This window comes from Achromobacter anxifer (assembly GCF_903652925.1).
GTDB classification, from domain to species: Bacteria; Pseudomonadota; Gammaproteobacteria; order Burkholderiales; family Burkholderiaceae_B; genus Achromobacter; species Achromobacter anxifer.
In genome coordinates this window covers 272,549-298,191 of sequence record NZ_CAHLAR010000001.1, presented here as the reverse complement: position 1 = coordinate 298,191, position 25,643 = coordinate 272,549, and the positions used below count along the sequence as shown (strand labels likewise).

25 protein-coding genes and 2 tRNA genes are annotated in these 25,643 nt (G+C 66.7%); 13 read left to right on the top strand and 14 right to left on the bottom strand.

The window, feature by feature from the left end; translation table 11 throughout:
• Positions 1–5 precede the first annotated feature (5 nt).
• From HWY37_RS01420 to HWY37_RS01410, 3 genes are read left to right on the top strand one after another with little or no spacing between them, the layout of a single operon-like run.
• Positions 6–1,523 carry a class I adenylate-forming enzyme family protein gene (locus HWY37_RS01420; RefSeq protein ID WP_176087669.1) on the top strand — a complete coding sequence of 506 codons (1,518 nt, stop codon included), beginning with the start codon at positions 6–8 and terminating at the stop codon, positions 1,521–1,523.
• Positions 1,520–2,305 (top strand): citryl-CoA lyase, encoded by a 786-nt coding sequence (locus tag HWY37_RS01415; RefSeq protein WP_175207490.1) that lies wholly within the window; start codon positions 1,520–1,522, stop codon positions 2,303–2,305. Before HWY37_RS01420 ends, HWY37_RS01415 begins: the two co-directional genes overlap by 4 nt.
• Entirely contained in the window at positions 2,302–3,114 is an 813-nt protein-coding gene (locus tag HWY37_RS01410; protein WP_175207489.1) for an SDR family NAD(P)-dependent oxidoreductase, read from the top strand. The genes HWY37_RS01415 and HWY37_RS01410 overlap by 4 nt, the downstream gene beginning before the upstream one ends.
• Positions 3,115–3,162: 48 nt before the next feature.
• Here HWY37_RS01410 and HWY37_RS01405 read toward each other — a convergent pair whose 3' ends face one another.
• From HWY37_RS01405 to hemA, 5 genes are all read right to left on the bottom strand, one after another.
• Complete coding sequence (locus HWY37_RS01405) at positions 3,163–3,726, bottom strand: UbiX family flavin prenyltransferase (RefSeq protein WP_129530602.1); 564 nt, start codon at positions 3,724–3,726, stop codon at positions 3,163–3,165.
• Between the two features lie 7 nt (positions 3,727–3,733).
• Positions 3,734–4,060 carry a Grx4 family monothiol glutaredoxin gene (gene grxD / locus HWY37_RS01400; protein WP_042797530.1) on the bottom strand — a complete coding sequence of 109 codons (327 nt, stop codon included), beginning with the start codon at positions 4,058–4,060 and terminating at the stop codon, positions 3,734–3,736.
• Positions 4,061–4,154: 94 nt separating this feature from the next.
• Positions 4,155–4,979 (bottom strand): peptide chain release factor N(5)-glutamine methyltransferase, encoded by an 825-nt coding sequence (gene prmC / locus HWY37_RS01395; RefSeq protein WP_176087668.1) that lies wholly within the window; start codon positions 4,977–4,979, stop codon positions 4,155–4,157.
• A gap of 8 nt (positions 4,980–4,987) precedes the next feature.
• Entirely contained in the window at positions 4,988–6,070 is a 1,083-nt protein-coding gene (gene prfA / locus HWY37_RS01390; RefSeq protein WP_176087667.1) for a peptide chain release factor 1, read from the bottom strand.
• A 91-nt stretch (positions 6,071–6,161) separates the two neighbouring features.
• Entirely contained in the window at positions 6,162–7,436 is a 1,275-nt protein-coding gene (gene hemA, locus HWY37_RS01385) for a glutamyl-tRNA reductase (protein ID WP_175207486.1), read from the bottom strand.
• A 340-nt stretch (positions 7,437–7,776) separates the two neighbouring features.
• Between hemA and HWY37_RS01380 the strand changes: the two genes are divergently transcribed.
• Positions 7,777–7,852 (top strand) — tRNA-Phe (locus HWY37_RS01380).
• Positions 7,853–7,951: 99 nt separating this feature from the next.
• On the opposite strand, the gene HWY37_RS01375 is transcribed toward HWY37_RS01380, so the two are convergent.
• Together HWY37_RS01375 and HWY37_RS01370 are read right to left on the bottom strand one after the other, a co-directional pair.
• Positions 7,952–8,635 (bottom strand): hypothetical protein, encoded by a 684-nt coding sequence (locus HWY37_RS01375; RefSeq protein WP_176087666.1) that lies wholly within the window; start codon positions 8,633–8,635, stop codon positions 7,952–7,954.
• The gene (locus HWY37_RS01370; RefSeq protein WP_175207484.1) at positions 8,625–9,170 is read right to left on the bottom strand and encodes a MarR family transcriptional regulator; all 546 of its coding nucleotides are present in this window, start codon (positions 9,168–9,170) and stop codon (positions 8,625–8,627) included. Before HWY37_RS01370 ends, HWY37_RS01375 begins: the two co-directional genes overlap by 11 nt.
• A 309-nt stretch (positions 9,171–9,479) precedes the next feature.
• On the opposite strand from HWY37_RS01370, the gene HWY37_RS01365 reads away from it, so the two are divergent.
• From HWY37_RS01365 to HWY37_RS01335, 7 genes are all read left to right on the top strand, one after another.
• Positions 9,480–11,963, top strand: a complete 2,484-nt coding sequence (locus HWY37_RS01365) for a mechanosensitive ion channel family protein (RefSeq protein WP_176087665.1) — start codon at positions 9,480–9,482, stop codon at positions 11,961–11,963.
• Between the two features lie 35 nt (positions 11,964–11,998).
• A tRNA-Phe gene (locus HWY37_RS01360) sits at positions 11,999–12,074 on the top strand.
• Between the two features lie 114 nt (positions 12,075–12,188).
• Complete coding sequence (locus tag HWY37_RS01355) at positions 12,189–13,928, top strand: ABC transporter ATP-binding protein (RefSeq protein ID WP_246302158.1); 1,740 nt, start codon at positions 12,189–12,191, stop codon at positions 13,926–13,928.
• Between the two features lie 25 nt (positions 13,929–13,953).
• Positions 13,954–14,721 (top strand): hypothetical protein, encoded by a 768-nt coding sequence (locus HWY37_RS01350; protein ID WP_176087664.1) that lies wholly within the window; start codon positions 13,954–13,956, stop codon positions 14,719–14,721.
• Positions 14,718–15,245 carry a hypothetical protein gene (locus HWY37_RS01345; protein WP_175207481.1) on the top strand — a complete coding sequence of 176 codons (528 nt, stop codon included), beginning with the start codon at positions 14,718–14,720 and terminating at the stop codon, positions 15,243–15,245. Before HWY37_RS01350 ends, HWY37_RS01345 begins: the two co-directional genes overlap by 4 nt.
• Positions 15,246–15,367: 122 nt before the next feature.
• The gene (locus HWY37_RS01340; RefSeq protein WP_176087663.1) at positions 15,368–15,706 is read left to right on the top strand and encodes a hypothetical protein; all 339 of its coding nucleotides are present in this window, start codon (positions 15,368–15,370) and stop codon (positions 15,704–15,706) included.
• A 127-nt stretch (positions 15,707–15,833) separates the two neighbouring features.
• The gene (locus HWY37_RS01335) at positions 15,834–18,200 is read left to right on the top strand and encodes a copper-transporting P-type ATPase (RefSeq protein ID WP_246302157.1); all 2,367 of its coding nucleotides are present in this window, start codon (positions 15,834–15,836) and stop codon (positions 18,198–18,200) included.
• A gap of 16 nt (positions 18,201–18,216) precedes the next feature.
• Here HWY37_RS01335 and HWY37_RS01330 read toward each other — a convergent pair whose 3' ends face one another.
• From HWY37_RS01330 to HWY37_RS01320, 3 genes are all read right to left on the bottom strand, one after another.
• A complete protein-coding gene (locus tag HWY37_RS01330; protein WP_176087662.1) occupies positions 18,217–19,086 on the bottom strand; it encodes a nucleotidyl transferase AbiEii/AbiGii toxin family protein in 870 nt (289 codons plus the stop codon).
• Positions 19,083–19,682: a type IV toxin-antitoxin system AbiEi family antitoxin domain-containing protein gene (locus tag HWY37_RS01325; RefSeq protein ID WP_175207479.1), complete on the bottom strand. Its 600-nt coding sequence runs from the start codon at positions 19,680–19,682 to the stop codon at positions 19,083–19,085. The genes HWY37_RS01330 and HWY37_RS01325 overlap by 4 nt, the downstream gene beginning before the upstream one ends.
• 86 nt (positions 19,683–19,768) lie before the next feature.
• Positions 19,769–20,230 carry an Lrp/AsnC family transcriptional regulator gene (locus tag HWY37_RS01320; protein ID WP_175207478.1) on the bottom strand — a complete coding sequence of 154 codons (462 nt, stop codon included), beginning with the start codon at positions 20,228–20,230 and terminating at the stop codon, positions 19,769–19,771.
• A gap of 193 nt (positions 20,231–20,423) precedes the next feature.
• Between HWY37_RS01320 and HWY37_RS01315 the strand changes: the two genes are divergently transcribed.
• Both HWY37_RS01315 and HWY37_RS01310 read left to right on the top strand, forming a co-directional pair.
• Positions 20,424–21,068: a LysE family translocator gene (locus tag HWY37_RS01315; RefSeq protein WP_176087661.1), complete on the top strand. Its 645-nt coding sequence runs from the start codon at positions 20,424–20,426 to the stop codon at positions 21,066–21,068.
• 43 nt (positions 21,069–21,111) lie between these two features.
• Entirely contained in the window at positions 21,112–22,017 is a 906-nt protein-coding gene (locus tag HWY37_RS01310; RefSeq protein WP_176087660.1) for an EamA family transporter, read from the top strand.
• A gap of 37 nt (positions 22,018–22,054) precedes the next feature.
• Here the strand turns inward: HWY37_RS01310 and HWY37_RS01305 are convergent, their stop codons facing one another.
• From HWY37_RS01305 to HWY37_RS01290, 4 genes are all read right to left on the bottom strand, one after another.
• Positions 22,055–22,630, bottom strand: coding sequence for a hypothetical protein (locus HWY37_RS01305; protein ID WP_175207475.1), 576 nt, complete (start codon positions 22,628–22,630; stop codon positions 22,055–22,057).
• Positions 22,631–22,742: 112 nt separating this feature from the next.
• Positions 22,743–23,723 carry a Bug family tripartite tricarboxylate transporter substrate binding protein gene (locus tag HWY37_RS01300; protein WP_175207474.1) on the bottom strand — a complete coding sequence of 327 codons (981 nt, stop codon included), beginning with the start codon at positions 23,721–23,723 and terminating at the stop codon, positions 22,743–22,745.
• A 110-nt stretch (positions 23,724–23,833) separates the two neighbouring features.
• A complete protein-coding gene (gene otnI / locus HWY37_RS01295; RefSeq protein ID WP_176087659.1) occupies positions 23,834–24,619 on the bottom strand; it encodes a 2-oxo-tetronate isomerase in 786 nt (261 codons plus the stop codon).
• Positions 24,620–24,687: 68 nt separating this feature from the next.
• Positions 24,688–25,641, bottom strand: coding sequence for a hydroxymethylglutaryl-CoA lyase (locus HWY37_RS01290; RefSeq protein ID WP_176087658.1), 954 nt, complete (start codon positions 25,639–25,641; stop codon positions 24,688–24,690).
• Positions 25,642–25,643 lie beyond the last annotated feature (2 nt).

Below are 25,643 nucleotides of genomic sequence, written 5' to 3'. Positions count from 1 at the left end.
CCAGGATGTACCCGATAGATTTCTTCTTCCGCGCCGCCGAGCAGTATCCGGACCGCATCGCGCTGGACGGTCCCGAGGGCCAGGTCACGTACTCGCGGCTGGCCGCCGACACGCGGGCGCTGGCCGCGGCCCTGCAGGAACTGGACCCCGCGCCGCAGACTCGCGTGGCGATCTGCGCCGGCAATTCGGCGCGGCACATCCTGGCGCTGCTGGCCGTGCTGGCCAGCGGCAAGGTGTGGGTGCCGCTGAATTACCGCAGCACCGAGCGCGAGATCGGGCGCATCCTGGACGCCACCGAACCGTCCATCGTGATCGTGGATGGCGCGGGCGCGCAGCTGGCGCCCGCGGCCCAGGCGCCGCAGGGCCGCCGCCACATCCACCTGGAAGACGCGGCGGCGCCGCTGGCGCTGGACGCGCTGCTGGCCCGCTGCGCGGGCCGCGAGCCGCAACGCCATGCGCTGCCGCGCGACGCCACCCAGGCCATCAAGTTCACCGGCGGCACCACCGGCCTGCCCAAGGGCGTGATGCAGCCGTATCACGCCTGGAACGCGGGCATCATCAACCAGATCGCCAGCTGGGGGCTCACGCACGAGGACCGCTACGTCGTGGCCGCCCCCATCACGCACGGCACCGGCACCTACCTGCTGCCGGTGCTGGCGCGCGGCGGCGCCCATCTGCTGCTGGACGGCGTCACGCCGGCCAGCATCACCACCGCCTTCCGCGAGCGCGGCGGCACCCTGAGCTTCATGCCGCCCACGCTGATCTACATGATCATGGCGCAGCCCGGCGTGACGCGCGCCGACTTCCCGCGCCTGCGCAACCTGATCTACGGCGGCGCCCCCATGCCCGTGGAGAAGATCGACCGCGCCCGCGCCTTCTTCGGCCCGGTGCTGGGCACCACCTACGGCCAGACCGAGGCGCCGCAGATCGTCACGGTGCTGCGACCCGCCGACCTCGAAGCGCCGGAGAACCGCGCCTCGGTCGGGCGCGTCACCTGGCTCACCGACGTGGCCATCATGTCGCCCGACGGCGCGCTGCTGCCGCGCGGCGAGATCGGCGAGGTCGTGGTGCAGGGCGACCTGCTCATGTCCGGCTACTGGCGTCTGCCCGAGAAAACGGCCGAGACGGTCGTGGAGGGCTGGCTGCACACTGGCGACACCGGCCTGATCGACGCGCGCGGCTACCTGTTCCTGAAGGACCGCCTGCGCGACGTGATCATCACAGGCGGCTTCAACATCTATCCCGTGGACGTGGAGAACGCGCTGTCCGCGCACCCCGCGGTGTACGAGTGCTCGGTCTTCGGCCTGCCCGACGACAAGTGGGGCGAGGCGGTCCATGCCGCGGTCCAGTTCCATCCCGGCGCAGCAGTTAGCGAGGACGAGCTCAAGGCGCACGTGCGCGGCCTGCTCGGCCCCGTGGCCACGCCCAAGCAGTTCCACATCCATGACAGCCTGCCGCGCTCCAGCGTGGGCAAGGTGCTGAAAAACGCCGTGCGCGACGCGGCCCTGAAGGAGACCTCATGAAAACGCCCGAAACCCACCTCTGCGCGCATCACCTGACCGGCATGTCCTACCGCGACGTGGACCTGGTCGAGGACCTGATCGGCAAGAAGACGTTCACCGAAGTCATGATCATGCAGATCCTGGGCCGCGAGGCTCGCCCGGTGGACCTGCGCATCGTCGACGCGGTGCTGGTCACCCTGATGGAGCATGGCCTGACGCCCAGCGCCATCGCCACGCGGCTGATCTACATGAGCGCGCCCGAGAACCTGCAGGGCGCGGTGGCGTCCGGCCTGATGGCGGTGGGCAGCCAGTTCGTCGGCACCATGGAAAACTGCTCGCGCCTGCTGGACCGCATCCGCCAGGCCCAGGACGGCCGCGCCGAGGCACTGGCCATCGCCCGCGAACACCGCGAATCGCGCAGCGCCCTGCCCGGCTTCGGCCATCACCTGCACAAGCCGGACGACCCGCGCTCGATCAAGCTGCTGGCGCTGGCCGAGGCCGAACCGGACCTCAAGGGCGACTCGCTCAAGGCGCTGCGCCTGCTCTCGGCCGCCATCGACGAAACCTACGGCAAGCACATCACCATCAACGCCACCGGCGCGGTCGCCGCGCTGCTCAGCGAGATCGGCGTGCCGACCGAACTGATGCGCGGCTTCGCCGTCATCTCGCGCGCCGCCGGGCTGGTGTCGCACGTGGCCGAGGAACAGCAGAGCCCGTCGGGACGCTACATCTGGGAAACCATAGACCACGCCATTCCCTACGTGGGCAAGGGCAAGACGCATCAGGACGGAGAGCAGCCATGACTGCCGGAGCGCCGGCGGGACGCCTGGCGGGCAAGATCGCGCTGGTGGCCGGGGCCGGTTCGTCCGGCCCCGGCTGGAGCATAGGCAAGGCCAGCTGCGTGACGCTGGCGCGCCAGGGCGCCGCCATCGTCGCGCTGGACGCCGACCTGGCTGCAGCCGAGGACGCGGCCCACGAAGTCGAGCAGGCGGGCGGCAGCGCGTTGCCGGTACAGGCAGACGTCGCCGATCCCGCCGCCATGCAAGCGGCGCTGGACGCCGCGCTGCGCCGCTACGGACGCATCGACGTCTTGCAGGCCAACGCCGGCATCGGCAAGGTCGGCGGCCCCGAAGACATCACGCTGCAAGAGTGGGACCGCATCCAGCAGGTGAACGTGACCAGCCTGCTGATCGCCACGCGCCTGCTGGCTCCGCTCATGCGAGATCAGGGCGGCGGCGCCATCGTCACGGTGTCCTCGGTGGCCGGCATCCGCTACACGGGGTATCCACATCTGGCCTACAGCGTCAGCAAGGCCGCCGTGATCCATTTCGCGCGGATGGCCGCGCAGCAATACGCCGCCGACCGTATCCGCGTGAACACGGTGATACCGGGATTGATCGACACCCCGCGGGTGGCCAGGAACGTGGCGCGCATGTTCGACGCCGACGCCCGTGCCGCCAGCGCCGCGCGCGACAGGCAGGTGCCGATTGGCCGCATGGGCACGCCCTGGGAAGTAGCAAACGCGGTCGCGTTCCTGGCTTCGGACGAGGCGTCCTACATCACGGGAACCGAATTGGTAGTGGATGGGGGACTGACGGGGAAGTACGCGTGAAGGTTTCGCGCGTTTGATGCGGGAGCGCTTGCAGGCGCGGTCTCGCGCCTACTTCATGCCTTCCCAATGCGGCCCGGGCACGACGATGTCGAACAGTTCCAGCACCCGCGCCACGGTGTGATCCACCATTTCCTCGATGGAGGCCGGGCGGTGGTAGAACGCGGGCAGCGGCGGGAACACGATGCCGCCCATTTCGGTGACGGCGGTCATGTTGCGCAGGTGCGCCAGGTTGAAGGGCGTTTCGCGCACCATCATCACCAGGCGCCGACGTTCCTTGAGGGTCACGTCGGCGGCGCGGGTAATCAGGTTGTCCGACAGGCCGTGCGCCACGGCCGCCAGGGTGCGCATGGAGCAGGGCACGATCACCATGCCGGCCGTCTGGAACGCGCCGCTGGCCAGGGTGGCGCCCACGTCGCGCACGCTGTGCACGTGGTCCGCCAGGGCATAGACATCGTGGCGGCTGACGTCCAGTTCGTGCTTGATGTTCAGCACGCCGGACGCCGAGACCACCAGGTGGGTTTCGACATCGTCCACGCCGCGCAATGCCTGCAGCATGCGCACCGCATAGAGCGCGCCAGTGGCGCCCGTGATGCCGATGACCAGCCGCCGCATGGACGGATCAGGCCGTTGCGCCGGATTGATCCAGCAGCGTCTTCAGTTCGCCGGATTCGTTCATCTCGTTCATGATGTCCGAGCCGCCGATGAACTCGCCCGCCACGTACAGCTGCGGAATCGTGGGCCAGTTGGAGAATTCCTTGATGCCCTGGCGGACTTCGTCGTCCTCCAGCACATTGACGGTGACCAGCTTCTTCACGCCACAGCCCTTCAGGATCTGAATGGCCTTGCCGGAAAAGCCGCATTGCGGGAATTGGGCGGTGCCCTTCATGAACAGCACGACGGGGTGCTGGGTCACGGTTTCGCGGATGAATTCTTGAACGTCGCTCATGGTGGTCTCTTGGACAGGCATAACGGAATACGCCAATTATAGGTACAGCGGGAAAATCCGCCCGGATACCCCGGGCGCCCCACCGGGAATCGGGTCAGGCAGGCAGCCGTCCGCCCGAAATCCGCTCGATCCCGGCCAGGTCCTGGCGGCTGTGCACGTCCTGGAAGCCGGCCGCGGCCAGCAGGTCCCGCACCGCCTGCGCCTGGTCCCAGCCATGCTCCATCCACAGGGCGCCGCCCCGCTTCAGGTGGCGGCTGGCGCCCTGGACGATGCGGGCCAGGTCTTCCAGGCCGCCCGCGCCGTCGGTCAGCGCGCCGCGCGGCTCGAAGCGCACGTCGCCCAGCTCCAGGTGCGGATCGTCGCAGGCCACGTAGGGCGGATTGGACACGATCAGGTCGAAGCCTTCGCCCGCGGGCACGGCTTCATACCAGTTGCCTTCGACCAGGCGCACGGACGCGGCCAGGTCCCAGGCATTGGCCGCCGCCACCGCCAGCGCGGCCGCGCTGAGGTCGGACGCCATCACCCGCGCATCGCGGCGCGCCAGCGCGATCGAAATCGCGATCGCGCCGCTGCCGGTGCCCAGGTCCAGCACGGCGGGCGCGGCCACGCCGGCCACGCATTCCAGCGCGGTTTCCACCAGCACCTCGGTATCCGGGCGGGGAATCAGCACGTCAGGGGTGACCCGGAAGCGGTGCCCCATGAATTCGCGGTGGCCCAGCAGATAAGCCATGGGCTCCCCGGCCAGCCGCCGCTGGGCCAGGGCCTCGTAGGCAGCGGCCGTCTCGGGCTCCAGAGGATCGGTATCGTGCGCCAGCAACCAGGCGCGCGGCTTGGCCAGCAGGTGCTCCAGCAGCATGCGCACCTCCAGGCGCGGCAGGCGCGTGTCGAGCAGCAGGCTTTTCAGCTGGGGCGGCGTCATGGCCGGACTCAAACGTCGTCGCCCAGCGCCGCCAGCTGCTCGGCCTGGTGTTCGGAAATCAGCGCGCCGGTCAGCTCTTCGAGATCGCCTTCCATGATCTGCTGCAGCTTGTACAGCGTCAGGTTGATGCGATGGTCCGTCACGCGACCCTGCGGGAAGTTGTAGGTGCGGATGCGCTCGGACCGGTCGCCCGAGCCGATCAGGCTCTTGCGCTCGGCGGCTTCCTTGCTCTGCCGCTCGCGGGTTTCCTTGTCTTTCAGGCGCGCGGCCAGCACCTGCATGGCCTTGTCCTTGTTGCGGTGCTGCGAACGGTCGTCCTGGCACTCCACCACCAGCCCGGTCGGCAAGTGGGTGATGCGCACCGCCGAATCGGTCTTGTTGATGTGCTGGCCGCCCGCGCCGCTGGCGCGGAAGGTGTCGATGCGCAGGTCGCTGGGGTTGATGACGATTTCCGACATCTCGTCCGCTTCGGCCATGATGGCCACCGTGCAGGCGGAGGTGTGGATACGGCCCTGCGCCTCGGTGGCGGGCACGCGCTGCACCCGGTGCGCGCCGGATTCGAACTTCAGGCGGCCATAGGCGCCATCGCCGTCGATGCGCGCGATCACTTCCTTGTAGCCGCCCAGCTCGGACGGGCTTTCCGACATCAGCTCCACGCGCCAGCCGCGCTGTTCCGCGTAGCGCGTGTACATGCGCAGCAGGTCGCCCGAGAACAGCGCGCTTTCGTCGCCGCCCGTGCCGGCGCGGATTTCCAGGAACACGCTGCGCCCGTCATTGGGGTCGCGCGGCAGCAGCAGCAATTGCAGCGCGCCTTCCAGCTTTTCCAGCTTGACGCGGCCGGATTTGATCTCGTCCTCGGCCATGGACTTCAGGTCCGGGTCGGACAACATTTCCTGGGCCGTTGCCAGATCCTCCTCGGTGCGGGCGAAGGCCGAAAAGGCCTCGACCACGGGCTCCAGTTCGGCGCGTTCGCGCGAGAGCTTGCGGAAACGGTCCATGTCGGACGCGGTTTCCGGTTCGGCGAGCAGGGCGTCGACCTCGATGAGGCGGTGACACAGATGCTCCAGCCGGCTGCGCATGGAAGATTTCATGGGGAATGACCAAAAAGAAAAGCGGGAAAGCGGATCGCGGGCGCCCAAAAAGACGAACGCCCGCCGGGAGGCGGGACGTGGGACAGCGTCGCTAACGGCGGGAGTCGCGGCCGGGGAACAGGCGCGGCATCCAGGCAAGCAGCTGCTTGCGGTCCTCGCCTTCGCTGCGGTTCAGGGCCGCCAGCGGGCCGTGCAGGTACTTCTGAGTCAGGCCGTGGGCCAATTGTTCAAGCACGGCTTCCGGCGATTCGCCGCGCGCCAAGAGGCGGCGGGCGCGTTCCAGCTCGGCGCTGCGGACGTCCTCGGCGGCCTGGTGCAGGTCGCGGATGACGGGTACCACTTCGCGGGACTGCATCCAGTGCATGAAGCCCTGGACGCGGGTTTCGATGATGGCTTCGGCCTGCACCACGGCCGCGCGGCGCGCGTCGGTGCCGGTCTGCACCAGGCGGCCCAGGTCATCCACCGAATACAGGTAGACGTCGTCCAGGCGGCCGACTTCGGGTTCGATGTCGCGCGGCACGGCCAGGTCGATCATGACCATGGGCCGGTGGCGGCGCAGGCGCGTGGCCCGTTCCACCATCCCCAAACCGAGGATGGGCAGGGAGCTTGCCGTACAGGAAACGATGACGTCGAACTCGGACAGGCGGTCCGTCAGGTCCGACAACTTCATGGTGCTGGCCGAAAAGCGATTGGCCAGCAGTTCGGCGCGCTCGGCCGTGCGGTTGGCCACCACCATGCTGCGCGGACGCTGCGCGGCGAAGTGCGTGGCGCACAATTCGATCATTTCGCCCGCGCCGATGAACAGCGTGCGGGCCTGGTCCAGGTTGCCGAACACGCGTTCGGCCAGGCGCACCGCGGCGGCGGCCATGGACACCGATTGGGCGCCGATGGCGGTCTGCGACCGGACTTCCTTGGCCACCGAGAAGGTGCGCTGGAACATCTGGTGCAACAGGGTGCCCAGCGAGCCGGCTTCGCCGGCGGCGCGCACGGCGTCCTTCATCTGGCCCACGATCTGGGTCTCGCCCAGCACCATCGAATCCAGGCCGCTGGCCACGCGGAAGGCGTGGCGGACGGCGTCGTCCTGATGGTGACGGTAGAGATGCGGGCGCAGCGCGCCGGCGTCCAGGCGGTTGTAATCGGCCAACCAGGCGGGCAGCTGGTCGGCCACGTGGCCGTCGGCGGCGCAGTAGATTTCGGTGCGGTTACAGGTGGACAGGATGGCGGCTTCGCGGACCGAACCGCCGAACGCCGAGCGCAGGCCTTCCAGCGCGGGCTTCACCAGATCGACGGGCATGGACACGCGTTCGCGGACCGAAACCGGCGCGGACGTGTGATTCAGACCGAAGGCAAGGACAGCTACCGACATGTGGGAAGGATGGACGGGCCATCCGCGCGTAAGCTCAAAAACTGCCACTAAGAACAAGACGCCGCAGGCTTTGCCGCAGCATCGGACCGCTCATCATTATACCCCCGCGGGTTATCCCCAGGCCATTTCACCCCCCGGCCGCGACCCTGGGTCGCACCTTTCGTGCCCTCCGCCCAACAGTCAGCCGATTGCGGGCGGAACCTGGGCCGAGCGCCGCCGCAAGCTCATCGCGCCTCGGCCCGCGATTCGTCCTTCGATCAGGCTGAGGGCGAGAAAATCTGGATTTTTTGCCCTCAACTGGCACAAGCCTCAAAAATTGTGTATAGTTGCGGACTTCGTTGGCCTGGTAGCTCAGTCGGTAGAGCAGAGGATTGAAAATCCTTGTGTCGGTGGTTCGATTCCGCCCCAGGCCACCAAAAGATTTCAGCACCTAGCCTCGCGAAAGCGGGGCTTTTTGCTTTGGCCAGTCAGTTTCCAATGTTCTTGACTGCGATCATTCCGGACGCCGTGCGGCTTCACTGGCTGAAGCTGTTCAGGCGTTCCATGATGAGATCGGCACGCTCCGGCTCGGCAATAAGACCTGGCAGCACATTCGCGAAATCGGGATTCTTGACGAGCCGGGCGAATGCAGCGCCCACGGATTGGCGCAATTCGACTGGCGCGACGGCCAATTCCGCGGCCAGTTCCTCACGCCCGTCGATGATGTTCAACACATCTTCCAGGTCATGGCTGTTCATAAAATCGCCACCTCCTCGGCCAGCGAACGCTTCAAGCTTGGTGGCGACAAAGGCGACGGCGCTCATTAGCTTGATCGTGACGCCATTTCCCAGGTCCATGGGACCGGCGGTCTCGACCGCGTAGGGATACCAGCGATTGGAAAAGCCCAGGACCTCCGGCCGCACGGGCATAAGGTCAAAAAGCACGCCAGATACCTTGTGTATCCAGCGGCAAATGACATCGCTACCCACATCGCGCGCAAACCCGCGCGCCGCCAAGGCTTCTTCGAAGCGATGAAAGTTGCCACGATTGGCCTCCAGCACCGCATCGACATCGCGCGTGGCGCGAACGGGGTCGGCCAATGGGTCCGTGATTAACAGGCCTGCCACGGCGCCGCCGACAAACACAACTTGCGCTCGCAGTTCGCCCAGCGCTTCGGCAATGCTGCGCAAGTAAGGCAGGTTGGGGTCATCAGCCCGCATCGGCAACTCCTGCATCACTGCGCATCAATTCGGTCTCCATCAGCTTGGCGGCAAGCGCGCGCTCGCGGGCGCGCCCCACGCGCAAGGCATCCAGCAGCGCCAGCAGACGGTGCAGCGCCGGGTCTGAAAGAGCAGCCTGCGGTGCTGTGCGGTAGAGGGGAGAAAGCGTGGGCCCTTTGGATGTTCCCGTGGGATGTGCCCACACGGGCGCCTCCCCTGGAACTACCGTCAATTGGCTGGCCAAAGGGTCAGTACCGAAGGCTGTCGGCACGCCACGCTTGACCGGTCCCAGTATGGGTGGCCAGACATAGCGCGCACCGTGCAGGACAAACTCCAGGAGGTTGGCACGTACCGGCGACCATTGGCCGCGTGCCGGCGCCACCGCCAGGCCCGACGCCAAGGCGCGCTTCACGCTCGCATGCGCTTCCGAGGCGCTCATGGACAGCGCTGCGCCCAGCGCGGCGTAAGTCCAGCGCTGCGGCGGATGCGCGGCCACCTTTAGCAATACCAGCAGGTCTTGGGGTTTCAGTTCCATTTCATCGGCGATATTCGCTATTCGCGAATTACGAATATCGCCGATGAAAAGCGTTTTTGCAAGGGTCAGACGCGCCTTCGCGGGTCAGGCAGGGATTGCTTTTCGCTTGAGCTCTCGCAGGGACTGTTCATCAGCGGCCGCAGCGCAAGAAGAATCTTGACCCTATGAGTAGCGGCCAACCACGCCCGCGACGTTTTGCCTACAAAACGCCCGTCGCGTCCCCTTCCCCGCCCCGCAGTTTCCGCGATATCGTAAGACGCTGTCCTTCCATAACGCCCGCCCGCTGCATCCTCCCACCGGAGCCGCGACATGCGCGCCCAAGCAAAAGCGCTTTTCGGCCTGATTGCACTGCTTGCGGGCCTGCTCGCCCCGGCTTTCGGGCAAAACGCCATGACGGCGCCGCCCCATCCCGCCCCGCCACCCACGCAGGCCCAGGCGATCCTGGTGGCCGAGATCCCCCTACGCGCGGACACCGATCACCGCTATGCCGAAAGCGTCATGGAACGCATCATGGGAGCCGACCCCACGGACTCGCTGGCGCCGCGCCTGGAGGCGATTTCCCGGTCCATCGACGAAAAGCTCCAACAGTTCCAGCCGGCCCAATTGCGCACCCTACCCATCATGCGGCTGGAAAGCCTGGAGCGGCACTGGATGTTCGACACCCGCGGTTTCGCCAACTGGCAAGAGGATATGCGGCAGGCGACCGCCGCCTATGCCAGCGATGCCGCCGAACTGGCGCGCCGCCGCGAAGCATGGCAAGCGCTCAAGAACGCCCCTGGCGCCGTCGACCTGCCGCCCGCGCTGAATACCCGGATCGATTCCGTCATCGCCCAACTGGCTCGAGCCGAACAAGCCCTGTCCGTGCCGCTGGCCCGCCAGATCGCGCTGGGCCAGCGCGCCAACTCCGTCGAAGAGCGCATCCAGGCCGGACAGCGGGCGGTCGCCGAAGCCATCTCCTACATCGACTCCCGCCTGCTCGAACTGGACGGACCGCCGCTGTGGGCCGCCACCTTCACGTCCATGGCCCGCAGCGAAGCGCGGGCCTATCTCCTGAGCGGCCTGGAAATGGAATTGCGCTTCGCCCGCCAGTACGCAGCGGCCGATACCGGCAACCAGATCGCACTGCACGTGCTGCAAGTGGTGCTGCTGCCGCTGCTGCTCTGGCTGGCCTGGCACAGCCGCCATGCGATCCGGGCGGGTGAAATGAGCGAGACGGCCGCGCGGGTGCTGGGGCGTCCGCTATCGGCGTGGCTGCTGCTGGCGATGATGGGCGTGCAGCTGCTGGAGTCGGACGCGCCGCTGATCGTGCTGCAGTTCGCGCTGCTACTGGCGGTCGTGCCCGTCCTGCGACTGCTGCCGCCGACCGCGCGCGAGCAACTGGACCTGTGGCCCTACGCCATTACCGGCCTGTATCTGGCCGAGCGGCTGGGCATATTCTTCCTGGCCAGCGAGACGCTGTACCGGCTGCACAATCTCGTCATCACCGTGCTGGCCCTGGCCACGGCAATCTGGCTGCGAGCCCGCGCCAAGCGCCGCGGCACCGCCCAGGCTCCCGGCCGATTGCACAAGGCGGTGCGTGCCGGCGCCTGGGCCGCGGTGGCGCTGCTGGCGATTGCCGGCGTCGCCAACCTCGTCGGCAACCTGTCGCTGGCGGAAATGCTGACCAGCGCCGTCATCAGCAGCGGCTACTTCGGCCTGATGCTCTACGCCGGCGTCACCATCATCGTCACCCTGCTGCAGCTGGTGCTGGCCCGGCCCGGCGTGTCGCGCTTCCGGCTCGCTCGCGAGCACGCCCCGCCCCTGGTGCAACTGCTGATCCGCCTGGTGACCGCCGCCGCGGTCGTGGGCTGGACGATCTACACGATGGACCGCTTCCGGATCCTGCGCGCCACCTACGCCATCGCAACGAAAGTGCTGTCGTACACATTGGCGCTCGGAGACATCACGCTCAGCCTGGGCAACATCCTGGTGTTCGCGATCTCCGTGCTGATCGCGTTCTGGGCCGCGCGCGCCATCCGCCTGGTGCTGCACGACGAGCTGCTGGCCCGCATGCCGCTGCCGCGCGGCGTGGGCAACAGCATCGCCTCGCTGACCTACTATTCGGTGTTGCTGCTGGGCCTGGCCGTGGCCCTGTCGGCGGCCGGCGTCAAGACCAGCCAGCTCGCCATCGTGCTCGGCGCCCTGGGCGTGGGCATAGGCTTCGGCCTGCAGAACGTGGTCAACAACTTCGTGTCCGGCCTGATCCTGATGTTCGAGCGCCCGATCCAGCCCGGCGACGTGGTGGAGATCGGCGACACCTCCGGCCAGGTGCGCGACATCGGCATGCGAGCCACCCGCATCAAGACCTTCGAAGGCGCCGACGTGGTCGTGCCCAACGGCACCCTGCTGTCCGACAAGCTGACCAACTGGACCATGCTGGATCGCAACCGCCGCATCGAGATCAACGTGGGCCTGGCCTACGGCACCGACCCCGCCCAGGCCATCGAACTGCTGGCCTCGGTCGCGCGCGGCACCCTGGGCGTATCCACGCAGCCGGCGCCCATCGCGCTCTTCATGGGTTTCGGCCCCAGCGCCCTGGATTTCAGCGTCCGCGCCTGGACGCCGGACTTCGACCAATGGATGTCCATCCGCAGCGACATGCTGTCGCGCATGTACGCGGCGCTGAAACAGGCCGGCATCGACATCCCCTTCCCGCAGACCGAACTGCGCCTGCGCAGCGTTTCCCCCGAAGCCGGCGCCCTTCTCGCCCAGGCCCGCGGCGCCCCGCCCGACCCCGGCCAGCCGCCCACATGACGCGGATATTGTGTATAGTTGCGGACTTTCGCGTTGGCCTGGTAGCTCAGTCGGTAGAGCAGAGGATTGAAAATCCTTGTGTCGGTGGTTCGATTCCGCCCCAGGCCACCAATGAATTCAAGCACTTGGCCCCGCCTTTGGCGGGGCTTTTTGCTTTGGGATTGCAGCAGCGCGCGTCGGATAGCATTATCCCTGGCGTGCCCTCCCTGACTTTCCCCCTACGCGATGAAGCCTGACTCCTCTTCTCCGTCCTCCTCCATCGGCATGAGCCGCGCGGCGCTCGTGCTGTATCGCGCGCTCTGGCGCTATGCCGACGGCGCGCGCCGGCAATTGATCGGCGCCATCGCGCTGCTGTCGGGCGCGCAGCTGGTGAAGCTGACCCTGCCCTGGCTGGCCTCCCACGCCATCAACGCCCTGCAGCAGAACGACATGTCCACGGCCGGCCTCTGGATCCTGTTCCTGGTCGGCAGCTACATCATGTCCTGGGTATTCCATGGCCCCGGACGCGTCCTGGAAGGCAACGTCGGCGTGCGCGTGCGCGAACGGCTGGCCGACGATCTCTATGCCCGCATCGCCGCGGCCCCCTTGACCTGGCGCGACGGCCGGCATTCCGGCGACCTGCAGCACCGCGTGCTGCAATCCAGCCGCGCCCTGTCGACCTTCGCGCGCAGCATGTATGGCTACCTGCACAGCGCCTTGAACTTCGTGGGCCCGCTGATCGCGCTGACCTTGTTGTCGCACGCCAGCGGCCTCATCGCCGTCAGCGGTTATCTGATCATCGCCCTCATCACGCTGCGTTTCGACCTGGCACTGATGCGCCTGGCGCGCTCCGAGAACGACCAGGAGCGCCGCTATGTGGCGGCGCTGCTCGACTTCGTCAGCAATGCGGGCACCGTGATCGGCCTGCGGTTGCAGGCGGCCTCGCGCAAAGTGCTGGGCCGCCGCCTGGAAACGGTCATGAAGCCCCTGCGCCGCGCCTTGTGGGTCAACGAGGTCAAGTGGTGCGTGGTGGACCTGATGGGCATGTGCCTCACCTGGATACTGGTGGTGGAATACGTGCTGCGGCACCGCGAACCCGGACAGGCCTTGCTGCTGGGCACCATCTTCATGATTTACCAATACGCCCAGCAGGCGGCCTCGGTGGTCAGCGCGATCGCCTCCAACTTCCAGAGCTTCTCGCGCATGCACACCGACTTCAGCAGCGCAGAGCCCATCTGGCAGGCGCCCGGCGACCCCGAGGCCGTCGTGCCCGCGGTGCAGGCCGACGCGCCCTGGCAGACCCTGGAATTGCGCGGCGCCACCTGGCGCTATTCGGATGAAGGGCGCGGCGGCCTGCACGGCGTAGACCTGGTATTGCGGCGCGGTTCACGCGTCGCGCTGATCGGCGCCAGCGGCGGCGGCAAGAGCACACTGCTGCGCACCCTCGCCGGCCTCTATCCGCCGCAGCAAGGCGAGCTGCTGCGCGACGGCAAGCCCGTGCCGTGGTCCGAACTGCGCACGCTGGCCACCTTGATACCGCAAGAAGCAGAGGTCTTTGAAGCCAGCGTGCAGGAGAACCTCACCTTCGGCGAACCCGCGGACCCTGCGGCGCTGCAATCCGCCGTGCACACCGGCGTGTTCGACGAAGTGCTGCAACGCATGCCCGACGGCCTCTCCAGCCCGGTGAACGAGCGGGGCAGCAACCTGTCCGGCGGACAGCGCCAACGCCTGGCCCTGTCGCGCGGCGCGCTGGCGGCCCAGGGCAGCTCCCTGCTGCTGCTGGACGAACCCACCAGCGCGCTGGACCCGCAAGCCGAAGGCCGGGTGTTCGACCGCATGTATGCTGCGTTTCCTTCGGCTTGCATCGTGGCCTCGGTGCACCGGCCCAGCCTGCTCAGCCGCTTCGACACCATCGTGGTGATGGAAGCCGGGCGCGTGGTGGACGCGGGACCGCGCGACGAAATCCTGGCCCGCCACAAGCCTTGAGTGGCGGTTGCCGCACTGGATATCCATGACACAGCTCCCCGCCTCCCCCGCCTCGAAACGCGCATCCGGCCGCAAGCGCGCGAACCTGCTCGCCTATGCCTGCCTGGCGATCAGCGTCGTATTCGTTTTCCTGGGCTCGGGCATGATCCTGGACAAGGCCGAAGCGGGCATTCCCGTCACGCTGTTCTTCGCCATCTGCGCCGTGACCGCAGTCCTGCAGATATGGCCGGAACTGCTCCAGCGCGACAAGCGCTCGGCCTCGACGCTGCTGGCGCGATATCCAGGCCCCCTGGAGCTGAAGGCCCCAAAAGGCAAGCTATTGGTTTTCTCGCTGCTGTCGGCAATCTTCGGCGGCGTAATCCTGTGGATGCTGCTTCACGAATCGCTGCCGCCGCTCAAGCAGCTGCTCCTCTGGCCGGGTTCCGTGTTTTTTCTACTGGGCTCGGTCGCGCTGCTGCTGCGCGCCGTGAAGGACGATACCCGCTTGCTCCTGAGCCGCGACGGCTTCGAAACCAGGCAGGTGTGGAACAAAAGAAAGATCCGCTGGCAGGACACCAGCGAATTCACCCTGGCCAGCATCAGCAGCTCGGTGCCCAAGGTCATCGCCTTCGACGACGACGCCGTCGACCGCGCCGGCAAGGCAGGACTCAACAGACACTTCGTCGGCCGCAATTCCAGCCTGGGCGAAACGTACGGGCTCAGCCACGAAGCCCTGGCCGAACTGCTGAATGCCTGGCGCAGGCGGGCGCTGGAGCAGGATGCGATCTTTACGCGTTGGCCGGAAAACCAATGACCGCCGCCCGCCCTCTCCTGTACATCCTGTCCTGCGCAATCCTGGCCAGCGCATCGAGCGGCATCCTGGCCGGCCCGCTCCCCGCCGGGCTTTGTGAAATCCGGGCTGACAAGCCGGGCTATCAGCAGCGCATCTACGAAACATTCAAACCGCAAGCGAATCGCGGCGTGACGGTCGTCTTGATGGCGATCGACTGCGAGACCCTGTCCGCGGCAGAGAACGGACATCCGGATCGTCCCAGGATGCTGTTCGCCGATTACCGTGCGAACGCGGCGGGCGGAGTCCCGGCCGAAAGGGCCGCGGCGCTGGATTTCTTTGAAGCGCGCTACAAGAACCGCCCCGACTACCTCGGCCGCGACGAATACGCGGTCTACATCAGACAGGAAAGCGACAGGCTTTCAGGCGCCAGCGCCTATTCCTCCGTGGACGGCGCGGGGCGCATTTATACCTTGCTGGAGTTCAATGTCACGGATGCGGCGCAACGGGCCCGGGACATCGTGGCGGACTATGCCAGGTCGCAGTGAAGCCGATCTGACTCGGTTTTCTCTTCACATTACAAAAAAGTAATGCTCGCGTAACCTCTGCGCCCCTGTCAGCTCTCCAGACTGGAACCCATGCACTTCCAGACCACAGCAAGGAGCTGACCATGAAGACCCTGACCACCCTTTTTAGCGCGTGCGCCTTGAGCCTGGGGATGATCGGCGCGGCCTCCGCGCAGGACGCGAGCAGCGAGCATGCCACGCATCATCCCGCGCCCGCGTCGGCGAGCGATCCGGCCTCGAAGCCGGAAATGGCGCCCGGCGCCGGTATGATGATGAACATGGAGGCGCACATGCAGGCCATGACGGCCGATCACATGAAATCCATGTCCGCCAATGGCGCCGGTATGCAGGACTGCCTCCAGATGATGGGAGCGATGATGAACCGGGCGGGCGATACGCCACCGGCAGCGGATCACTCGATGCCCTCGCCGCCCAAAGGCTGATCGCCATAAACCGCCGTCCCGGCGCGCCTTGCGGCCGCGCGGGCGGCCGGGTCCCCGGGCCTCGGGCGGCCCTGCCCGGGCATAATCGGAACACGAAGGATCACACCAGCACTCGAAAGGGATGGGTATGAATCACTCTCGTCACGGCGACGCGGCATCGAAAGACGGCACGCTCTACGTGTGCCCCATGCACCCCGAAATCCGGCAGGACCACCCAGGCCGATGCCCGAAATGCCAGATGCATCTGGTGCCCGAGGAAGAGGCGACACAGCAGTCAGCGTATGCGCACGGTGGCCACGAGGCGCACCAGCCTCACCACCACGATCACGGCATGCGCCAGACAGGCCACCACGGCGCCACCTCCCTGCCAGTCGCCGCAGCCCCGCCCGACGTCCCCGCAGGCACGATCTACACCTGCCCCATGCATCCCGAAATTCGCCAGGACCATCCGGGGAGCTGTCCCAAATGCGGCATGACGCTGGAACCGCTCATCCCGCTGGACGAGGAAGACAATAGCGAACTCAAGGACTTCCAGCGCCGCTTCTGGTGCACGCTGCCGCTGACCCTCATCGTTGCCGCGCTGGCCATGTTCGGCCATCGGCTGGGCTGGTTCGACATGGCGACCCAGAGCTGGCTGGAACTGGCGCTGTCCCTGCCTGTAGTTTTCTGGACGGGCTGGCCGTTCTTCGTGCGCGGCTGGCAGTCATTCGTGCATCGCAGTCCGAACATGTGGACCCTGATCAGCCTGGGCACGTCAGCCGCATTCATCTACAGCGTCGTCGCCACGCTGGCGCCGGGCGTGTTCCCGCAGTCCTTTGTGTCGATGGGACGCGTGGCGGTGTACTTCGAGGCCGCCGTGGTCATCATTTCGCTGACCATGCTGGGGCAGATCCTGGAGCTGAAGGCGCGTTCGCAGACCTCGGCGGCGATCAAGGCCCTGCTGGGCCTGTCGCCCAAGACGGCGCGGCGCATCAACGCCGACGGCAGCGAGGAAGATGTGCCATTGAACCACGTGCACGTGGGCGACCTGCTGCGCGTGCGCCCGGGCGAGAAGATTCCGGTGGACGGCGTCGTCACCGAGGGCCGCAGCGCCGTGGATGAATCCATGCTCACCGGCGAACCCGTGCCCGTCAGCAAGCGGGAAGGCGACAAGCTGATCGGCGCCACGCTGAACACCAGCGGCACGCTGGTGATGCGCTCGGAAAAGGTCGGTTCCGCCACCATGCTGGCGCAGATCGTGCAGATGGTCGCCAATGCCCAGCGTTCCAAGGCGCCCATGCAGCGCATGGCGGATGTGGTGGCGGGCAAGTTCGTCATCGCCGTGGTGCTGGTGGCAATCACCACGCTGCTGGCGTGGGGCTTTTTCGGGCCGGAGCCAAGCTGGATTTATGGACTGATCAATGCGGTTGCGGTGCTCATCATCGCCTGCCCCTGCGCGCTGGGATTGGCCACCCCCATGTCGGTCATGGTGGCCACGGGCCGCGCCGCAGCGCAAGGCGTGCTGTTCCGCGACGCCGGCGCGATCGAGAAGATGCGCGAGGTGGACACGCTGATCGTGGACAAGACCGGCACCCTGACCGAAGGCAAACCGGCCTTCGATACCGCGATCGCGGCGCCGGGATACACGCCCGACGAGGTGCTGCGCCTGGCGGCCAGCCTGGACCAGGGCAGCGAGCATCCCCTGGCCGACGCCATCGTCAGCGCGGCGCGCGCGCAAGGTCTCGCGCTGTCCAAGGCCGAGGACTTCGATTCCGGCAGCGGCATCGGCGTGCGCGGCACGGTGGAAGGCAAGCGCCTGGCGCTGGGCAACACCGCCCTGATGGAACAGGAAGGCGTGCAGGTGGACGCGCTGCGCGCGGATGGCGAGCGTTTGCGCGGCGAAGGCGCCAGCATCATGCACCTGGCCGTGGACGGCCGGTTCGCCGGCATCCTTGCCGTGACCGATCCCATCAAGCCCAGCACGCCTGAAGCCATCCAGCATCTGCACGACAGCGGCCTGCGTATCGTGATGGCGACTGGCGACGGCCTGACCACCGCCCGCGCCGTCGGCGCCGCATTGCACATCGACGAAGTGCATGGCGAGGTAAAACCCGCCGACAAGCTGGCGCTGGTGGAAAAGCTGCAACAGGACGGCCACGTGGTGGCGATGGCCGGCGACGGCATCAACGACGCTCCCGCGCTGGCTCGCGCCGACGTGGGCGTGGCCATGGGCACGGGCACCGACGTGGCCATGAACAGCGGCCAGGTGACCCTGGTCAAGGGCGACCTGCGCGGCATCGCCGCATCGCGCCAGATCTCGATCGACACGGTGCGCAACATGCGGCAGAACCTGATGTTCGCCTTCGTCTACAACGGTATCGGCGTGCCGATAGCGGCCGGCCTGCTTTATCCCTTCACGGGATGGCTGCTATCGCCAATGATCGCAGCGCTGGCGATGAGCTTGAGTTCGGCTTCGGTGATTTTCAATGCGTTGAGGTTGCGGACAGTGAAGTAAGGAGAACCACAGTAGGCTACCTGCCAAGCTCGACGCTGCTTTTCAGCGCAGCTAGCAATAGCGGGCGTATGGTTCCAACGACCACATCCAGCGGCACCGGCTCCAGCCCGTTCTTGCTCAGGAATGCCTGCCACTGTTGCACCTTCCTTGCATCGTGGGCGAACTCGTCTGCTAATCCCAAAGGGCTCCCAACTGGAATCCGTGTCGCTCTGCGCGTAAACGTTGCATGCACTGCATGAGCCAGAGTTCCGCCATCGATTTCCGCTCGCCGCGCCAGTACCCACAAATCGAAATAGTCTTTCATCCGCGTGTTGCCCATGCCTAGCGAGACGATGGCTTCCAGCTTTTCCGCAATGACGGCGTACTGAGAATAGACACGCAGGCACGGTGCAGGCATTTCGTCGAAGATGACGGGATACTTCGCCTCTTCGGGGCCTGGCACGACGGCATCCCCGAAGCCTATGTCAATCTGCACCGGGCGTCGCGCCCCATCCAAGGAGCCGACCAGATTCACGCGAATACCCGCATAGTTGGCTTCCTTGCGAATTGCCGCGGCCCTCACCGAATCAGCCGGATAGATCATGCCGTCCTCGCAGGCAATGGCACTTATTTGCTGAAACACCGTTATCAAGTGCGGTACTTCGGCCAGCGTGAAGCCCAGCAGGTCCGCATCATGGGTTGGACGGTGAGGCATATCGAACCACAGGTCGAACAGCAGCGAGCCCTTCAGCAGGAACTGTTCGCGATAGATCGAGATGCTCAGACGGTAAAGAATTCGCTCCAAGGCATAGCGCGAAAGTAGCAAGCTGAAGTCTTGCCTGTCCGCGCGCGCCTTGTTGAGCAGGCGAGCGCGCAACGATGCCGCAATATTGCGGGCGACCGTCATTCCAGGCTTTCGAGATAGGGGCGCATTACATTCGCCACTCGACACAACTGGGCATGGCGCCACATTTCATCGCTGGTCATGCGCTTTTCATGCCACGCTTCGCGCAGCGCCTCCAAGGCCACATCAAGGCCAATCTTGTTGCGGAATTTGAAGCAGTCCGCCACGGTCTTTGCGACCCCAGTGACCCGGATGGGCACACCGTCAACCACATGCTCCTCCACCCCTGCGCTCAGCGCAATTGTGGAGAACCGCAGAACACGCAGCGGCGGGTAGTCGAACCCGGGGGCAGCCGATTTGTTGCCAATGGCGATCCACACTTCGTGCGGCGCCTGAGTCGTCAGGCCGTGAAAGCGGAGCGCTGACAGCAAGCAGATGACGCCCTTGGGTAGGCGCGCGGCCGCCTCGGCCAACGTTGCATGCTGCGAAACGCGGCGGGATGGCAGGCCATACAGTCCCCGGCCCAGGCGCTGCAGCCACCCTTGACGCACGGCGCGGGTCAGCGTCACGCGGGCAATGCCCAGTGGCGCCAGGTCCCGGGCGCGGATCAGCCCCTCCTTGCGGGCCAGCGCCAGCAGCTTGTCAGTAGCGGTATCCATCGAGCGATGGTGTTCCTTTTTCTAGGTATATGTCAATAAATACCTATTTTTTGGAACATGGCAGATCCAAGCCCTTCCAGCCGCCCTCACCCCACCGGCACCGCCATCCCATACTTCGCCCGGTTCATCACCACCAGGGTCGAAAAGCGCTTGACGTTGGGATTGCCCCAGAAATGGCGCTGGGCGAAGACCTCGTACTCCGCCATGTCGCGCATGGTGATGGTGAGCACGAAGTCGACCTCGCCCGTGACCGACAGGCATTGCATGATTTCCGGCGCGGACTGCATGGCGCGTTTGAAGAGGTCGAGCTTGTCGGCTCGTTCGCTTTCCAGCGTGACCAGCACCACCATCATGATGCCCCGGCCGACGGCGGCGGGGTCGACCACGGAGACGTCGCCCAGCACGACCTTGGATTCGCGCAGCCGTTTCATGCGGCGCAGGCAGGACACCGGCGACAGGTTCACGCGCTGCGCGACTTCCTGGCTGGTGCGCTGGTTGTCTTCCTGCATGCTTTGCAGGATCTGGAGGTCGAAATCGTCTAGTTCCATAAAGGTCTCGGAACGGCTGGAAACGGGCCGGAAAAGGGCCGCCTACAGATTCTAAGCCTGGCGGCGGCGGAATCCGGCCCCATTTTGACGGGAAACTTCATTTCCGGCGCCTGCGATGCAGGAATTATTCAGCCGCCTTGCTTACACTGGGAGCCCTCTGCCCGCGCCGCGGGTACGTCCGCCCCCCCGTATCATGCCGTCACTCCAGCTTTTCCTGCTGTTTCTCGCCGCCGACGCGGCGCTCAAGCTTACGCCCGGCCCCGACATGGCGCTGACCCTTTCCCGGGGCATGACGCAAGGTTTCCGGCCCGCCTTCCACAGCGTCCTGGGCAACGTCGCGGCAGGATTCATCCAGGTGCCGGCCGTGGTGCTGGGCCTGGCGTCGGTGCTGCAGGCGTTTCCTTCGCTGTTCATGGGCATCAAGGCGGCGGGCGGCCTGTATCTGGGCTACCTGGGCATCAAGGCCATCATCCGCTGCGCCCGCTCGGCCGACGTGTCGCTGGCCGCGCGCCCCGGGGATGCGCGCGACGCGTTCTGGCAGGGTTTCACCACCAACCTGCTGAATCCCAAGGTGCTGCTGTTCATGATCGCCTTCCTGCCGCAATTCACCACGCCCGACAACGGGCCGGTATGGATCCAGATGCTGGTGCTGGGCGTGACGATGAAGGTGCTGAGCCTGCCCTACGGCAGTTTCTTCGCCTACGGCGCCTCGCGCATCCGCGGCTGGGTGGGCCGCAACCCCTGGTTCCTGCGGATGCAGCAGGGACTGCTCGGCGCGGTCATGGTCGGGCTGGCGGCGTATGTGCTCTACTCCACCGCCGAACACCTGGCGCCCTGAACCGCCCGCCGTCCTAGTACGTACCCCGCTTTCCGCCATCGCCATGACCGCCGCAACCCTGAACACCGGACGCAACGCGTCTTCCTCCACCCTGCTTCCCGTCCTGTCGCTGATCGGCGCGATGGCGTCGCTGTGCATCGGCACCTCGTTCGCCAAGTCGCTGTTCCCGATGGTGGGCGCCCAGGGCACCACCGCCTACCGCATCGCCATCGGCGCGCTGATCCTGGTGGCGATCTGGCGGCCATGGCGCTTTCCGCTGACGCGCCAGGCGGCCGCCAAGATTGCGCTGTACGGCGTGACGCTGGCTTGCATGAACCTGCTGTTCTACATGGCCTTGCGCACGCTGCCGCTGGGCGTGGCCATCGCGATCGAATTCATCGGACCGCTGACGCTGGCCGTGGCGCTGTCGCGGCGCGCCATCGACTTCGTCTGGATCGGCTGCGCGGTGGCCGGGCTGGTGCTGCTGATCCCCACCGGCCAGTCGGTGCATGACCTGGACCCAGTCGGCATCGCCTATGCGCTGGGCGCCGCGGTGTGCTGGGCGCTCTACATCATCTTCGGCAAGATGGCCGGCAACGTTCATGGCGGACAGGCCACGTCGCTGGGGCTGACGGCGGCCACGCTGGTGGCCCTGCCCATCGGCGCGGCGCACGCGGGCGCGGCCCTGCTGGACCCGACCTTGATCCTGGCCGGCATCGCGGTGGGCGTGCTGTCCAGCGCCCTGCCTTACTCGCTGGAAATGGTGGCGCTGCGGCGCCTGCCGCAGAAGACCTTCGGCGTGCTGCTCAGCATGGAACCCGCCATGGGCGCGCTGGCCGGCGTGATCGTGCTGAACGAACAGCTGTCGCAGACGCAATGGCTGGCGATCTGCGGGATCATCGTGGCTTCCGCCGGCTGCGCGGCCACCGCGCGGCGGCAAAATACCGCCCCCACGCCCGCGCCGGACTGAGCGCGGGCGCACGCCGCCGCCGCGGTCCGCGGCCGCCTCAGCCGAATCCGACCTCGCGCCGAGGCGGCGCCAGCGCGTCGAAGTCTTCCCAGTGGTTGTTGCGCCAGCGGCCGTTGGCGTGCTCCACGTCGGCGCCGCCGGCATCGCGCAGGATGCGGCAGGCCAGCATTTCGCGTTGCGGGCGAGTACGCACCGCAACCATCACGCCGGCCTGGCGGATCTCGGCATGGGAATCGGGATTGAAGTGGCCATGCTGCGTGCTGCCGTGGCCCGTCACCCAAAGCGCGCCGAACAGCGACCCAAGATAGGCGCCCACGCCGGCGGCGGCCAGGATCAGCGGCATGGAGTCGCTGATTTCCGCCATCACGAACCCGCCGAACACCGCAAAACCCGCGCCCACCCCGCCCGCGCCCAGGTAGGCGCCGATGTCGGCGCGTCCCGAATCCGGATCGGAACGACGGTCGCCGCCCAACGGGTAGCGGCCATGCTCGCCCGCCGGATTGACGTAGAAGGTGTTGATGTCCCAGTCGGGAAAACCGCTGGCGGACAATCGCTGGGCGGCGGCGCGCGCCGCGTCAAAGCCCTCGAACCGGGCTGCTACGATCAGAGACATGATGTTCTCCTTGCCCGGGCTGCCGGACAGGATAGACATGGCTTTATCGTACGCCCGCGGCACCGGCGCGCGCGTGCCCGTTACACCTTGCGGCGGCTGTTACCGCCGGCCCCTAATTGGCGGATATGTTCTTGCTGCGGATCACCGCGCCCCAGCGTTCGTACTCCTTGCGCGCATAGTCGGTGAACGCCTGTGGCGTGCTGCCGGTGGGCTCCATGCCCTGCAGTTTGAGCTGCTCGGCCACTTCCGGCGCGCGCAGGGCCTGGGCGATGGCCTGGCTCAGCTTTTCGACCACCGGAGCCGGCGTGCCCGCCGGTGCGACCACGCCCTGCCAGGCCGCGGCCTCGAAGGCCGGACCGCCCGCCTCGGCGAAGGTCGGCACCTGCGGCAGTTGGCCGGACCGTTGCGCAGCGGGCACGGCGATGGCGCGCAGCTTGCCCGCCTGGATCAAGGGGCGCGCGGCGGCCAGATCCGCCATCATCATCGGCACCACGCCGGACGCTACGTCCTGCAAGGCGGGCGGCGTGCCCTTGTACGGAATGGCGGTGGCGCGGCCATGGATGGTATCCAGGAACAGCTCCATCGCCAGGTGATGGGGGCTGCCCACGCCCAGGGACGCATAGCTGCCCGGCTTGTCGCTTTTCAGGTAAGCGGTCACGTCCGCCAGCGTGTGCATCTGCGATTCCGGCGACACCACCAGCACGATGGGCAGCGACACCAGGGTCGAGACCGGGGTCAGGTCCTTCTGCGGATCGTAGGGCAGCTTCTGGTACAGCCAGGGATTCAGCGCCAGCGTGCTCATTCCCGCGGTCAGCAGGGTGTAGCCGTCGGGCGCGGCGCGCGCGGTTTCCTGCGCGGCGACGATGGTGGCGGCGCCCGGACGGTTTTCAACCACCACGGGCTGCCCCAGCGCATCGCCGACATGCCTGGCGACGATGCGGGTGGCGATGTCGCTGCCGCCGCCGGCGCTGAACGGCACCAACCAGCGGATGGGGTGATCGGGAAACCCGGCCGCCGCGACCTGGCCCGGAATCGCCGCCACGCCGGCCAACGCCGCCGCCAGCAAGGCGCGCTGCAAAATGCCTTTGAACATGTCTGTCTCCACAGCCTGCTTATTTATTTAACACATTAACTACTTATCGCCGGACCAGGAATGCGGGAAAACATCAGGGGAAATGTCCACGCTCCGTGTCGGCACGGAATTCAGGTGCGGGCGGCGGCCAGCCAGCGCAGGCCGGCGGAGGTGCCAGCGACCGGGCGGTACTCGCAGCCTATCCAGCCGCCGTATTGCAGCTCGCGCAGCACGTTGAATATCCAGCCGTAGTCCAGCTCGCCGCGGTCGGGTTCCTGGCGCAGCGGCACGCCGGCGATCTGCAGATGCCCGACCCGCCCGGTAGGCAGGTATTCGCGCAGCTTCATGGTGACGTCGCCCTCGACGATCTGGCAGTGGTAGAGATCCATCTGCACTTTCAGGTTGGGCGCATTGACCGCCTGCACGACGGCATGCGCCTCGTCCTGGCGGTTCAGGAAGTAGCCGGGAATGTCGCGTGTATTGATGGGTTCGATCAGCAGCGTGACCCCTGTCGAGCGCGCCTGGCGCGCGGCCCAGTCGAGGTTCTCGCGGTAGCAGTCCAGCATGGCCTCGCGCGAGGCTCCCGGCGCGACCAGGCCCGCCATCACATGGACGTTCGGGCAAGCCAGCGCCGTCGCATACGACAGCGCCTGTTCAATGCCCGCCTGGAACTCCGCCTGCCGTCCCGGCTGCGCGGCCAGGCCGCGATCGCCGCGGGCCGCGACTCCCGGCGGCGCGTTGAACAGCACTTGCGTCACGCCCGCCGCGTCCATGCGCTCGCGCACGAAGGCTGCCGGAGCCGAGTAGGGAAACATGCACTCCACGCCGGCGTACCCGTCCGCCGCGGCGGCCGCATAGCGGTCCAGGAACGCATGTTCCGTGTACATCATCGACAGATTGGCGGCGAACTTCAGCATGGCGGGCTCCGGAGCGGGCGGCATGCATGGAAATTAGCACAACCGCCCGTCCCGCCAGCGCCGCAAGGCTAGGCGCCGGAATCGGGCGCAGGATGCAGGGTCAGGCGCGGACCCGCCTTGAGCAGTTGGCTCGGAATGTCGTGGCCCACCAGCGCGGGCAAGGTGGCCGCAACGCCGAGTATGGCGTCCAGGTCCACGCCGGTGTCGTAGCCCATCAGTTCAAGCATGTGGACCAGTTCTTCCGTGCAGACGTTGCCGCTGGCGCCCGGCGCGTAGGGGCAGCCGCCCAGGCCGCCCAGCGATGCGTCGAAGCGGTCTATGCCCGCCTCGATGGCCGTCAGCGTGTTGGCCAGCGCCATGCCGCGCGTGTTGTGGAAATGCATGGTCGTGGTCAGCGCGGGAAACAGCTTGCGGACCTCGCGGCCGATCTTTCCGACCTGGGTGGGATAGGCCATGCCGGTGGTGTCGCACAGCGTCACGCCATCCACGCCCAGCGCGGCGAAGCGCCCCACCAGCTCGAAGACCTCGAAGGCGTTGATGTCGCCTTCCATGGGGCAGCCGAACACCGTGGACAGCGACACATTGATGGCGACACGGCTGCCGCGCACCGCATTGACCACGTCGCTCAATTGCTCGAACGACTGCTCGCGCGTCATGCGCAGGTTGGCGCGGTTGTGGGTCTCGCTGACCGACATCACCAGATTGACCTCGTCGACCTTGCATTCCAGCGCCCGCTGCGCGCCGCGCACGTTGGGCACCAGCACGGTGTAGACGACATCCGGGTTGCGCTCGATCTCGTGCATCACGATTTCAGCGTCGCGCAGGGCCGGGATGGCCTTGGGCGAAGTGAAGGACGTGGCCTCGATCTTGGCGTAGCCGCTGGCGGACAGCCGGTTGATGAAGGCGATCTTGTCTTCGGTCTCGATGAACTGCTTTTCGTTCTGGAAGCCGTCGCGCGGCGCGACTTCCTGGATGTACAGCCGCGGGCGGCTGGCGCTGGTTCCGGCGTGGGTTCCTGTCATGG

What these genes read in the sequence shown, in the direction of transcription:
- HWY37_RS01420 (WP_176087669.1), top strand. Translation starts at nt 6, where the DNA reads ATGTACCCGATAGATTTCTTCTTCCGCGCCGCCGAGCAGTATCCGGAC.
- HWY37_RS01415 (WP_175207490.1), top strand. Translation starts at nt 1,520, where the DNA reads ATGAAAACGCCCGAAACCCACCTCTGCGCGCATCACCTGACCGGCATG.
- HWY37_RS01410 (WP_175207489.1), top strand. Translation starts at nt 2,302, where the DNA reads ATGACTGCCGGAGCGCCGGCGGGACGCCTGGCGGGCAAGATCGCGCTG.
- HWY37_RS01405 (WP_129530602.1), bottom strand. Translation starts at nt 3,726, where the DNA reads ATGCGGCGGCTGGTCATCGGCATCACGGGCGCCACTGGCGCGCTCTAT.
- grxD (WP_042797530.1), bottom strand. Translation starts at nt 4,060, where the DNA reads ATGAGCGACGTTCAAGAATTCATCCGCGAAACCGTGACCCAGCACCCC.
- prmC (WP_176087668.1), bottom strand. Translation starts at nt 4,979, where the DNA reads ATGACGCCGCCCCAGCTGAAAAGCCTGCTGCTCGACACGCGCCTGCCG.
- prfA (WP_176087667.1), bottom strand. Translation starts at nt 6,070, where the DNA reads ATGAAATCTTCCATGCGCAGCCGGCTGGAGCATCTGTGTCACCGCCTC.
- hemA (WP_175207486.1), bottom strand. Translation starts at nt 7,436, where the DNA reads ATGTCGGTAGCTGTCCTTGCCTTCGGTCTGAATCACACGTCCGCGCCG.
- HWY37_RS01375 (WP_176087666.1), bottom strand. Translation starts at nt 8,635, where the DNA reads ATGCGGGCTGATGACCCCAACCTGCCTTACTTGCGCAGCATTGCCGAA.
- HWY37_RS01370 (WP_175207484.1), bottom strand. Translation starts at nt 9,170, where the DNA reads ATGGAACTGAAACCCCAAGACCTGCTGGTATTGCTAAAGGTGGCCGCG.
- HWY37_RS01365 (WP_176087665.1), top strand. Translation starts at nt 9,480, where the DNA reads ATGCGCGCCCAAGCAAAAGCGCTTTTCGGCCTGATTGCACTGCTTGCG.
- HWY37_RS01355 (WP_246302158.1), top strand. Translation starts at nt 12,189, where the DNA reads ATGAAGCCTGACTCCTCTTCTCCGTCCTCCTCCATCGGCATGAGCCGC.
- HWY37_RS01350 (WP_176087664.1), top strand. Translation starts at nt 13,954, where the DNA reads ATGACACAGCTCCCCGCCTCCCCCGCCTCGAAACGCGCATCCGGCCGC.
- HWY37_RS01345 (WP_175207481.1), top strand. Translation starts at nt 14,718, where the DNA reads ATGACCGCCGCCCGCCCTCTCCTGTACATCCTGTCCTGCGCAATCCTG.
- HWY37_RS01340 (WP_176087663.1), top strand. Translation starts at nt 15,368, where the DNA reads ATGAAGACCCTGACCACCCTTTTTAGCGCGTGCGCCTTGAGCCTGGGG.
- HWY37_RS01335 (WP_246302157.1), top strand. Translation starts at nt 15,834, where the DNA reads ATGAATCACTCTCGTCACGGCGACGCGGCATCGAAAGACGGCACGCTC.
- HWY37_RS01330 (WP_176087662.1), bottom strand. Translation starts at nt 19,086, where the DNA reads ATGACGGTCGCCCGCAATATTGCGGCATCGTTGCGCGCTCGCCTGCTC.
- HWY37_RS01325 (WP_175207479.1), bottom strand. Translation starts at nt 19,682, where the DNA reads ATGGATACCGCTACTGACAAGCTGCTGGCGCTGGCCCGCAAGGAGGGG.
- HWY37_RS01320 (WP_175207478.1), bottom strand. Translation starts at nt 20,230, where the DNA reads ATGGAACTAGACGATTTCGACCTCCAGATCCTGCAAAGCATGCAGGAA.
- HWY37_RS01315 (WP_176087661.1), top strand. Translation starts at nt 20,424, where the DNA reads ATGCCGTCACTCCAGCTTTTCCTGCTGTTTCTCGCCGCCGACGCGGCG.
- HWY37_RS01310 (WP_176087660.1), top strand. Translation starts at nt 21,112, where the DNA reads ATGACCGCCGCAACCCTGAACACCGGACGCAACGCGTCTTCCTCCACC.
- HWY37_RS01305 (WP_175207475.1), bottom strand. Translation starts at nt 22,630, where the DNA reads ATGTCTCTGATCGTAGCAGCCCGGTTCGAGGGCTTTGACGCGGCGCGC.
- HWY37_RS01300 (WP_175207474.1), bottom strand. Translation starts at nt 23,723, where the DNA reads ATGTTCAAAGGCATTTTGCAGCGCGCCTTGCTGGCGGCGGCGTTGGCC.
- otnI (WP_176087659.1), bottom strand. Translation starts at nt 24,619, where the DNA reads ATGCTGAAGTTCGCCGCCAATCTGTCGATGATGTACACGGAACATGCG.
- HWY37_RS01290 (WP_176087658.1), bottom strand. Translation starts at nt 25,641, where the DNA reads ATGACAGGAACCCACGCCGGAACCAGCGCCAGCCGCCCGCGGCTGTAC.